The sequence below is a fragment of the Pseudocolwellia antarctica genome (assembly GCF_049933045.1).
GTDB lineage: Bacteria > Pseudomonadota > Gammaproteobacteria > Enterobacterales > Alteromonadaceae > Pseudocolwellia.
The window spans coordinates 2,777,090-2,788,322 of the sequence record NZ_CP187926.1; the positions used below are offsets into that span (position 1 = coordinate 2,777,090).

An 11,233-nucleotide genomic window follows, 5' to 3' on the forward strand; every position below is an offset into this window, starting at 1 on the left:
TTTTTAATTCAGATGATTCTAATCAAATACAATTATTGATTAATACCTAACAATTCAACATCAAAGATTAATGTTGAACCTGGTGTTATTTTTCCTGCAGAACGATCACCATAAGCTAAACCTGATGGAATGAAGAAACGGAATTTATCACCTACCGTCATTAACTGTACGCCTTCTGTCCAACCTTTTATTACTTGGTTTAAGCCAAAGCTAATAGGCTCATTTCTATCTACCGAGCTATCAAACACAGTGCCATCTAATAAAGTACCGTGGTAATGAACTTTTACTTTATCAGAGCTCGTTGGATGAGTTGTTCCTTCACATTTATTTAACACTAAATATTGTAGCCCTGAAGTTGTTTCAATAACGCCTTCAGCTGTTTTATTTTCAATTAAAAAAGCGCTGCCTGCTAACTTGTTTTTAACTGCCTCATCTTTATTGGTGTTTGAACGCATATAAAGTAATACAACTACAACGATGATAATAACTAATACAATAACTTTACCCATAATTTACTTTTATACCTTTTATTTATTTTTCTAGAATAGTATTTAACGAATGTTCTACAGATTTATTGATATAAATCGGCAACATAACGTTCAGCCGAGTTACTCCATAAAAAACGAGCTTTACTGGCATTTGTTGAAATGTCTTTAAATTGCTTCGGCTCATTTTTATGAAGTGACAACGTATCTTTAAAACATTGGATCATGTTTATCGCTTGGTTCAATTGTGTATCACCCGTAAACAAGAAGCCATTATGTTTATCTTCTATCGTATCAGTTAACCCGCCAACACTATGAGCGATACAAGGTTGCCCTGCTCGCATTGATAGCATTTGACTAATACCACAAGGCTCAAACGAGCTTGGCATCATAAATAAGTCACCCATATTATAAATAGCTTCAGAAAGTGGCTCTGAATAACCTTTTAAAAAGATGAAGTTTGAATTTTTACCTGAGGTTTGGGTGAGAAACTGTTCAAAAGTAGGATCGCCACTGCCCAGTAATAAAAAGATCCCTGAATCGCCTAACTCATTCAAAATATGTTGTAGTGCACTTTGCCCATCTGACATTTTTTGTTGTAGTAATAAAACTTTCTGGTTAGTGATACGACCAACAGACGTCATGATAAATGGACGTTTTACAATCTTTTTAGCGGTTAACTTACCTAAACGAGCTCCTGCAATATGATGAGCACTTGCTAGCGTTGGTTGATTACCCGCCCACTTTAATACTTCGTTTTCGCATAATGAGAAGAAGTTATTAAGGGTTAAAGGTTTAGATTTTGAATCGCTATATTCACAACCATTTAAAATACCAAATAATCGATTTTCAGCAGCGGCATTTTGTAGATCTTTTTCTAACCCTTCACCACCGAAATAACCTTGTTCGGTATTACTTGGTTTTAAAATTTCTTGTGTGTAATTAGGCGATACAGCATGAACTTTGTCACATAAATTTATCGCCGCTCGCATAGGATTAAAGCAATGGCTATAAGTAGGATCGTTAACCGCACTTGCATCATAAGTCAGTTCAGGAAACCATGAGTTTAGTGAAGAGTCATCTCCCGATAAAGGTCGTATGCCTTGTAGTGCAAGGTTATGAATTGTATAAGCCGTTTTGATATTTTTTAACGCTTGGTATTCAGGAGAAAAAGCTCTTAATACCGATAACACAGCAGTGTGCCAGTCATGTAAATGTAAAACATCAACATCACCAAACACATGGTCTAGAATGGCTTTACCTACTGCGGCATTAAATAACGCAAACTTAGTAGCATCTGTCGCGAATGGACGATTGTTAGGATCGTCACAATAAACGCTGCCGACACCACAACTTGAAAAAATACTATGGTGAGCGATCCACTGAGTTACATTGCTATGGCTGTTTTGAACAGTAAAACGATAAAAGCCGACAACTTGCTGCAGCCCTGCAAAAGTAATGGTGACATCTTTTACAAACTCAGCATTTTCTAACTCATGTAAAAGCCCATAGTTTGGCATAACAACATTAACGTATTCGCCTTGCTCAGCTAATGCTTTAGGCATATCTCTTACTACGTCACCTATACCACCGACTTTACCACCAGGTAAGGCGTCATTTTCAGCCGAGACCATTAATATATTCATGAATCACCTTTTTAAAACAATAAAAATAGCTAAGGCTATCAGTAGCTATTGTTAAATTTATTTGGGAATGTACGTTGAGCATTACGTTGCTCGCTTTAAATCAAACTACTATAGATGATTTAAAAGAGGAACACATTTTAGGTTTATTTCGTGTGAAATGAAAACCTAAAATGCGTGTACCGGAGTGTAAAACTTATGCTTTTTGAATATCAAAGACTACTGTAGATAATGGCGGAACAGAGATTTCGATTAAATGACTCTGACCGTTATAAGTACCTTTTTGAGATTCAATAACAGGTACGTTCTTGATATTACTACCACCATATTTACTGTCGTCAGTGTTTAAACATTCAACATAACTACCTGCAATAGGTACGCCTACTTTGTAGCTTTCATAAGTAGACGGCGTCATGTTCACCACAACTAAGACTTGGCCTTCAGCACTTTTACGTAAATAAACGAGTATTGATTCTGATGAATTATCAGATACTAACCACTCGAAACCATTTCCGTCACAGTCTAACTCGTGTAAAGCTGGCGTACTTGTATACACCTTATTCAAATCTTTAACTAAGGTTTGAATACCTTTATGGGAGTCATGCTCTAGTAAGTGCCAATCTAAGCTTTGATCATGATTCCACTCATCACGTTGCGCAAATTCACAGCCCATAAAGAGTAGTTTTTTACCTGGATGTGTCCACATGAAACCATAATATGCACGTAAATTAGCAAACTTTTGCCAATCGTCTCCTGGCATTTTCTCTAATAATGAACGCTTACCGTGAACCACTTCGTCATGACTTAAAGGCAATATAAAGTTTTCGCTAAAGCCATAAACAAGACCAAAGGTAAGTTCATTATGGTGGTGCTGACGATACAATGGATCTCTTTCCATGTACTTAAGCGTATCGTTCATCCAGCCCATATTCCATTTAAAGCCAAAACCTAAGCCATCTTCACTCACAGGTTTTGACACGCCTGGCCATGCAGTAGACTCTTCAGCCACCATCATAACGCCAGGGTAATTAAAATAAGCTCTGCTGTTAACTTGTCTTAGTAATTCAATGGCTTCTAAGTTTTCTCTGCCACCATGAATATTAGGTACCCATTCATCAGCTTCTCGGCTGTAATCGAGATAAAGCATCGAAGCAACCGCATCAACACGTAGTCCGTCAATATGGAATTGATCTAACCAATACAACGCATTACTTATAAGGTAACTAACAACTTCTGCCCTGCCATAGTTATAAATAAGGGTTTTCCAATCAGGATGAAAACCTTTACGTAAATCTTCATGTTCATAAAGACAACTACCATCAAGTTTACCGAGGCCATGAATATCTGTTGGAAAATGTCCTGGTACCCAATCGAGCAATACACCAATGTTTTTTTCATGACAACAATCAACAAAGTATTTGAAGTCTTCTGGCGAACCAAATCGACACGTAGGCGCAAACATACCAATAGGTTGATAACCCCATGAACCATCAAATGGAAATTCACTAACCGGCATCATTTGCACATGAGTAAAACCCATATAAGCAATATAAGGTACGAGTTGCTCGGCTAATTCACGGTAATTAAGATAGTCGTTATATTCACCACCTTTACGACGCCAAGAACCTAGGTGAACTTCATAAATAGAAACGGGACCATGATATTGATTACTATCAGCGGCTCTTTGCTCCATCCACTTTTTGTCTTGCCATTCATAGTCACTGTCATTAACTGTGACGGAAGCATTTTGAGGAGCAAGTTGCATTTTATAGGCATAAGGATCGGCTTTTAACGGCAATGTATCCCCATCTTTGCCTCTAATTTCATATTTGTAATTAACATCGCCAGCAACGTTAGGAATAAAAATATCCCAAACGCCACCACCAGGATGTTTACGCATCATATGACAACGCCCATCCCAGAAGTTGAAATCTCCAACCACTGAAATACGACGAGCATCTGGTGCCCAAATAACAAAATTAACGCCTTTTATCCCATTAACTTCTTTAACATGAGCGCCCATCCATTGATAAGTTTGCTCATGCGTCCCTTCACCAAAGAGATAAAGGTCGTCGTTTTCTAGTAACGATGCAAAACGATATACATCTTCCACAACGATTTCAGATGATTGATATTTAACTAATAATTGATAATCAATAGAAGACTCTTCGGTATCAATAAAGCCTTCAAACAATCCTGAAGACTCTACTTGAACTGATGAACACAGTTTTTCTTGCGTCACTCTATCAATAACAGTCACCGCTTTTGCGGCAGGTAAAAAGTTCCTAATGATTAACCCAGTTTTTTCAGGGTGAGGATGCATGCCTAAAACAGAAAATATATCCTCATGCTTAGCTGAAACTATGGCGTTAATGGTTTTTTCATTCAGAATACTCAACGCGTCTTTATTCATTTAGCTTACCCCTGATGTGTTAGTCATTACTTATTGCAGCAATCATATCTCGTGTCACTAATACTACACCTTTATCAGTCACTCTAAAGCCATTAGCTCTGTCAGCCTCATGGTCAATACCGATTTCCATACCGTCAGGCACTTCACAACTACGGTCAATAATCGCTTTTAATATTTTACAATTACGACCAATAATCGCGCCTGGCAGTATGACTGCACCATTAATTTCACAAAAGGAATTTACTCTAACCTTTGAAAATAATAAAGATTTTTTAACTGTAGAGCCTGAAACAATAACACCACCTGATACAGTAGAGTCTATCGCCATGCCTCTTCGACCATCTTCATCAAATACAAATTTGGCAGGGGCTGTTTGCTCTTGGTATGTCCAAATTGGCCAGCTTTCATCATACATATCTAGCTGTGGCTCTGGACTTACTAATTCCATATTCGCTTCCCAGAATGAATCTAATGTACCTACATCGCGCCAGTAAGGTTGTTTGTCGTCATTAGGATCACGGAATGGGAATGCAAATACTTGATGAGATTCAATAATTCTAGGAATAATATCATTGCCAAAATCGCCACTAGAAGCATCAATAGCATGATCTTTATCTAATTCATCAAATAAGAATTGGGTATTAAATACATAATTCCCCATAGAGGCGAGTGTAATGCCTGGCTTACCTGGAACTTCTGATGGGTGTGCAGGTTTTTCATCAAAGCGACAAACTTTATTGTTTTCATCAACGGTCATTACACCGAAAGATCCAGCCGCTTCTTCAACAGGTACTTCGACACAACAAACTGTCATATCAGCACCGTTCTCAACATGTTTAGCTAATAAGTCACCATAATCCATACGGTAAACATGGTCGCCCGATAGTATCATCACGTACTTAGGTAATTCATGACGAATAATATCTATATTTTGAAAAACAGCATCAGCGGTACCTGCGTACCAACCGTCACCTTGTCGTTGTGATGCGGGTAAAATCTCAACAGATTCTCCGAGTTCTTTTTTGAAATGACTCCATGCTCTGTTTACGTGACGGATAAGAGAATGAGATTTATATTGCGTTGCAATACCTACTCGACGAATACCTGAATTAATACAGTTTGATAACGGAAAATCTATAATACGGAATTTACCACCAAAAAATGTGGCGGGTTTAGCACGCCAATCAGTTAGTTCGTGTAACCTTGAACCTCTCCCCCCGGCCAAAATTAATGCGTATGTATCTCGAGTTAAATTACTAATATACCTTTTTTCTTGTACAGGCATAAAGCCTCCTTATATCGTATTAATTAACGTAAGCTATTTTATTTTCGTTTTTATAATTAAAGCTTCCAAATTTCATCTCGATACTGCTTGATCGTGCGATCACTCGAAAATTTTCCACTTCCAGTTGTGTTGATAATGCTCTTTTTAGTCCATTGTTTTTCGTTCTTGAAAACACAATCTACTTGGCGCTGGGCCTCATAATAAGAGTCAAAGTCATAAGCGGTTAACCACATATCATCATGACTACGGATTGACTGAATAATTGAATCAAATATGCCAGGTTCAAATAAATTGAAATGTCCGCTCTCTAGTAGCTTCATAACAGCAGACAAATGGGGGGAATTATTAATAATGTCGTTAGGGTTATAGTTTGCTCGTATCGTTTCTACTTCATGGGCTTGAGCACCAAATAAAAAGAAGTTTTCTTCGCCTACTTCTTCTCTTATTTCTATATTAGCACCATCAAGCGTACCAATAGTTAATGCACCGTTCATCATGAATTTCATGTTACCTGTGCCTGACGCTTCTTTACCTGCCGTTGATATTTGTTCAGATAAATCAGTTGCAGGGCAAATAACCTCCATTGCCGTAACATTGTAATTAGGTACAAAAGCTACACGTAAATAAGGTGATACTTTAGGATCCAAATTGATGGTATCAGCAACATTATTGATGAGTTTAATGATCTGCTTTGCCATGACATAACCTGGCGCTGCTTTACCACCAATAAGCACACATCTTGGTGCTAAGTTATCTGTATCACCTTTTCTTATTTGATCATATAAACCAATAATATGTAATACATTTAATAGCTGACGTTTGTATTCGTGTATGCGTTTTACCTGAACATCAAACATCATATTAACGTCAAAGGTTACACCTGTATTTTTCTCTACAAACTCAGCAAGTGCTTGTTTATTTTTAGTTTTACAATCTCGCCATTGTTGCTGAAATGCTTCATCGTCTACATAAGATTCAAGTTGCTTGATCTGTGAAAAGTCAGCAATCCATTCATCACCAATTTTACTTGTAATAAATGACGATAACGCTCTATTACAATGAGACAGCCATCTTCTTGGTGTTACTCCATTGGTTTTATTGTTAAATTTTTCTGGCCAAAGTTGATAAAACTGATTAAATAACCCCTCTTTCAAAAGCTGAGTATGCAAAGCAGCAACACCATTAACCGAATAGCTTCCTACTATGGCCAAATGAGCCATTCTTATTTGCGGTTCATGACCTTCTTCAATTAAGGATAACGATTTTTGTTTTTCTATATTGCCAGGCCAAGACACTGAAACTTGGTGTAAAAAACGGGCATTAATCTCATAAATAATTTCTAAAATACGTGGTAATAAATGAGAGAAAATACGTACTGGCCACTTCTCTAACGCCTCAGGTAACAAGGTATGATTAGTGTAAGCCATAGTATGTGTTGTGATATGCCAAGCTTTATCCCAAGCTAAAGCATAGTCATCCATTAAAATACGCATAAGCTCTGCAACGGCAATACTTGGGTGTGTGTCGTTTAATTGAAAAGCTTGGTTTTCGATAAACTGATCGAAGCTATCGTCAAATAATTCAACATAGTTATTAATCGTATCTTGCAGCGATGCGCTAGACAGAAAGTATTGCTGACGAAGTCTTAACTCTTTACCACTTTCACTGGTGTCATTAGGGTAAAGCACCATAGTAATTTGTTCAGCTAAGTTTTTGGTGGCTACCGCTTCGGTGTAACTTCCTGCGTTAAACTCATCTAAATTAAATTCATCAGTCGCTTCAGATTTCCATAACCTTAATGTATTTACAATCCCGTTTTTATAACCAGGAATAGGCATATCATAAGGGACAGCAAGTACATCATGCGTGTTATTCCATTGACGGTGTTGCGATCCATCTCTATGAGTTACGACATCAACCTGACCAAAAAACTTCACTTTAATGGTTTTATCCGGTACCGCTATTTCCCATGGGTTACCTTCACGTAACCAGCTATCAGGGTGTTCAATTTGTTCGCCGTTTTTAATTTGTTGGTTAAACATGCCATATTCATAGCGAATGCCGTAACCAATAACAGGTAATGCTAAGCTAGCACAACTATCTAAAAAACACGCAGCAAGTCGACCTAAACCGCCATTGCCCAAACCCGCATCATGCTCTGCTGTTTCTACGTCTTCAAGTTCACAGCAATAACCTTTTAATGATTCACGCACGGTTTCATCTAAATCTAAGTTCAATACCGTATTATTAAGGGTTCTTCCCATAAGAAACTCTAATGAGATGTAAGCTACAGAACGTTCATTAATTCTGTTTAAACGCGTTTCGCGCCACTGTGCAACTAACCTGTCTCGAATGGTTATCGCTAATGCGTTATATATATAATGGTGAGATTCGCTTACTTTGTCGCGCCCAAGAGTAAAATAGAAGTGACGAGATAAATCATCAGCGAAGGTATTGTTATCCATCACGACATCGTCATCTAACGACGTTACTTCACAAAAGTTATCAACTTTACTCACTAGGCATTGCTTCCTTAATTTTATTTAACAGCTTATTCACTAAGTATTTTCATTTAAAAGTACGGTAGTTGAATAAGGTTGCAGAGTAATAACTCTTTCAGCTGGCAATTTAGGTATTTCGTTTTTAGCACTGGTTGAGGTATCAATAACAACATCCCAAGCCGTCACGCCTTCCAATTCAGGTAAGGTAAATTCTGTAGTAAATTCACTCCCATGGAAAATACACAGTATTGATGGTGAATCTTGTTCTACGCCTTGAACTAAGTAACCTAAGGTTGACGTATTATGAGAATGCCAATTGTCTTTCTGCATTGGATTACCTGTATTGTGTAACCAAGTAATTTTTACGGCTGATTTAGGATCATTGTTATGAATGAACTTATCGTAAGCCAGCATAGGAAAACGTTTTCTTAAATCAGTTAAACTCGCTAGAAATATTGGTAATTCATCTGCGTATAAAGCATCTTCATTCCAATCAAGCCAGTTAATCTCATTGTCTTGGCAGTAAGCATTATTATTGCCTTGCTGAGTTCGGCCTAATTCATCACCTGCTAACACCATAGGTATACCTTGAGAAAGCATAATAGTGGCGAGCATGTTTTTTATTTGTCTTAAGCGTAACGCTATTATTTCAGCTTGTTCTGTTTGGCCTTCTTCGCCATAATTTTTAGAAATATTATCTGAATGGCCATCACGATTATTTTCGCCGTTGAGTTCATTATGACGTTTCTCATAACTGACTAAATCACGTAATGTAAATCCATCATGACTGGTTAAGAAGTTAACACTTGCGTAAGGCTTACGACCACTATGCTCAAAAACATCACTTGAACCGTGAATTCGTCGAGCAAATTCAGGTAATAAACCGTTATCACCACGCCAGAAGCGTCTTATAGAATCACGGTACTTATCATTCCATTCAGACCATGGTGCTGGAAATCCACCAAGCTGATATCCACCAGGACCTATATCCCAAGGTTCAGCAATTAATTTAACCGTACTCAATAAAGGATCTTGTAATATGGCATCTAAAAAGCCGCTATGTTTATCAAAACCATGAGGTTCACGACCTAAAATAGTTGCTAAATCGAATCTAAAACCGTCAACTCCCATAATCTCTACCCAGTAACGTAAACTATCCATTACCATTTGTAGCACTCTAGGGTGACTTAGATTTACTGTATTACCACAACCTGTGTCATTGATATAATAACGTTGCTCTGAAGGGTTTAAGCGATAATAAGATTTATTGTCGATGCCTCTAAAACTTAGAGTAGGCCCTAAACAATTACCTTCTGCAGTGTGGTTATATACAACATCAATTAATACTTCAAAGCCCGCTTGATGTAGTTCATCAACCATGCGCTGAAATTCGAAAACTTGTTCTGTGTTCATGTAGTCTGAATGAGGAACAAAGAAAGAAATACTGTTGTATCCCCAATAGTTACTCAGCTTTTTGTCATCTAAAAATTTTTCAGAAAGAAATTGCTGTACAGGTAATAACTCTATAGTGGTAATACCGATAGCACGATAATGAGCAATCATCGCTGGATGGCTTATACCAAGAAAGGAGCCTTGTAATTCGGCTGGTACTTTGGCGTTTAACTGAGTTAGCCCTTTAACATGACCTTCATAAATTACAGTATTTTGCCAAGGAACAGCTACACGTTTAATTTGTGGTTTTATTGGGTCGATAACTACAGACTTAAGCATGACATCAGAATTATCTCTATCATCAAACGATAAATCTTGTTCAGGGGAGTTAGCGATATAACCTAAATGACGATCCGACCAAGCAAACTTACCTTTTAACGCTCGAGCATAGGGATCTAAAAGAAGTTTGTGATGATTGAAACGATGGCCCGCTTCAGGATGATAAGGTCCGTAAACTCTATATCCATAAACTAAACCTGCTTTAGCACCTTTTAAATAGCCATGCCAAACATGATGTTCGTAAGAAGGTAATACAAATCGCGCTAATTCTTTCTGGCCTGATTCATCAAAAACACACAATTCAACTTTCTCTGCATGTGCAGAAAAAAGCGAAAAATTTACACCAGATTCATCAACATCTGTGCCTAGCGGATAAGCACGACCAGGTTCCACACTATAATTAACCATTAATCACCTTTAATACTTTTTACTTTCTCAGAACAACAACTTCAACACGAGGTAATTAATATAAACATTATCAAATTCAATACTATGTATGCTTTAAACCATATACCTATTACAAAATAGCTACAATTTATAAATAGCTTAAAAACGATAAACGTCTAAAAACTTTTTCTTATATAAATATGAGGAATAAACAAAAACACTCTGCTTTTTAATAAAAGCATAAGTTCTAACACCTAAATATTTGATTTTAGGTGTAATATATAAAAACCTAACCGTTCAATAACAGCTTAGATTAAGCGTGAGTAAAAACAACGCTGTCTTCAGTTCCTGCTGTATTAGATATGTATTTATCTGCTTGGTAGTCATTTTCCCACTCAGCTTCATTCAATAAATACTTAAATTGGAACTCTCCACCTTTAGGGAGTTTTACTTTTGTACGAAATACTTTTTCTTTTTTATTAAACTTCATACTTACAGGTTGCCAGTCGTTAAACTCGCCAGCCAAAGCTACAGATGTAACATCTTCCCTACTAAACTCAAATGTTACTTCTACTTCATCTTTTGTTTTAAAAAACTTCTTAGCTAACATAATATTCTCCATAATTAAATTGTGTATCATCTAACTTCTGATCATCTCGCAAAAGCATGACAATCTTATGACGAGTATTGGGTTAACTAAACGAACAACAAACATTAATTAAGCAGTCTACTCGTATCAAAAATAAGAATAAAAACCTTACCTTCACCATTATTTATACGCACAAACT

At 37.0% G+C, this 11,233-nt stretch carries 7 protein-coding genes; all 7 read right to left on the reverse strand.

The window, feature by feature from the left end:
* Window positions 1-32: 32 nt before the first annotated feature.
* The 7 genes from ACPUVN_RS12010 to ACPUVN_RS12040 all read right to left on the reverse strand — a co-directional run bounded on the left by ACPUVN_RS12010 (window position 33) and on the right by ACPUVN_RS12040 (window position 11,055).
* Window positions 33-455 carry an FKBP-type peptidyl-prolyl cis-trans isomerase gene (locus ACPUVN_RS12010; protein ID WP_426360544.1) on the reverse strand — a complete coding sequence of 141 codons (423 nt, stop codon included), beginning with the start codon at window positions 453-455 and terminating at the stop codon, window positions 33-35.
* 116 nt (window positions 456-571) lie between these two features.
* A complete protein-coding gene (locus ACPUVN_RS12015) occupies window positions 572-2,131 on the reverse strand; it encodes a glycogen synthase (RefSeq protein ID WP_426360088.1) in 1,560 nt (519 codons plus the stop codon).
* A gap of 193 nt (window positions 2,132-2,324) precedes the next feature.
* Window positions 2,325-4,541, reverse strand: coding sequence for a 1,4-alpha-glucan branching protein GlgB (gene glgB / locus ACPUVN_RS12020; protein ID WP_426369173.1), 2,217 nt, complete (start codon window positions 4,539-4,541; stop codon window positions 2,325-2,327).
* 19 nt (window positions 4,542-4,560) lie between these two features.
* Entirely contained in the window at window positions 4,561-5,826 is a 1,266-nt protein-coding gene (gene glgC, locus ACPUVN_RS12025; protein WP_426360084.1) for a glucose-1-phosphate adenylyltransferase, read from the reverse strand.
* Window positions 5,827-5,882: 56 nt separating this feature from the next.
* The gene (locus ACPUVN_RS12030; protein WP_426370565.1) at window positions 5,883-8,291 is read right to left on the reverse strand and encodes a glycogen/starch/alpha-glucan phosphorylase; all 2,409 of its coding nucleotides are present in this window, start codon (window positions 8,289-8,291) and stop codon (window positions 5,883-5,885) included.
* A 93-nt stretch (window positions 8,292-8,384) separates the two neighbouring features.
* Window positions 8,385-10,466 carry a glycogen debranching protein GlgX gene (gene glgX / locus ACPUVN_RS12035; protein WP_426360082.1) on the reverse strand — a complete coding sequence of 694 codons (2,082 nt, stop codon included), beginning with the start codon at window positions 10,464-10,466 and terminating at the stop codon, window positions 8,385-8,387.
* A 292-nt stretch (window positions 10,467-10,758) separates the two neighbouring features.
* Window positions 10,759-11,055, reverse strand: a complete 297-nt coding sequence (locus tag ACPUVN_RS12040) for an isoamylase early set domain-containing protein (protein WP_426360081.1) — start codon at window positions 11,053-11,055, stop codon at window positions 10,759-10,761.
* Window positions 11,056-11,233: the final 178 nt, after the last annotated feature.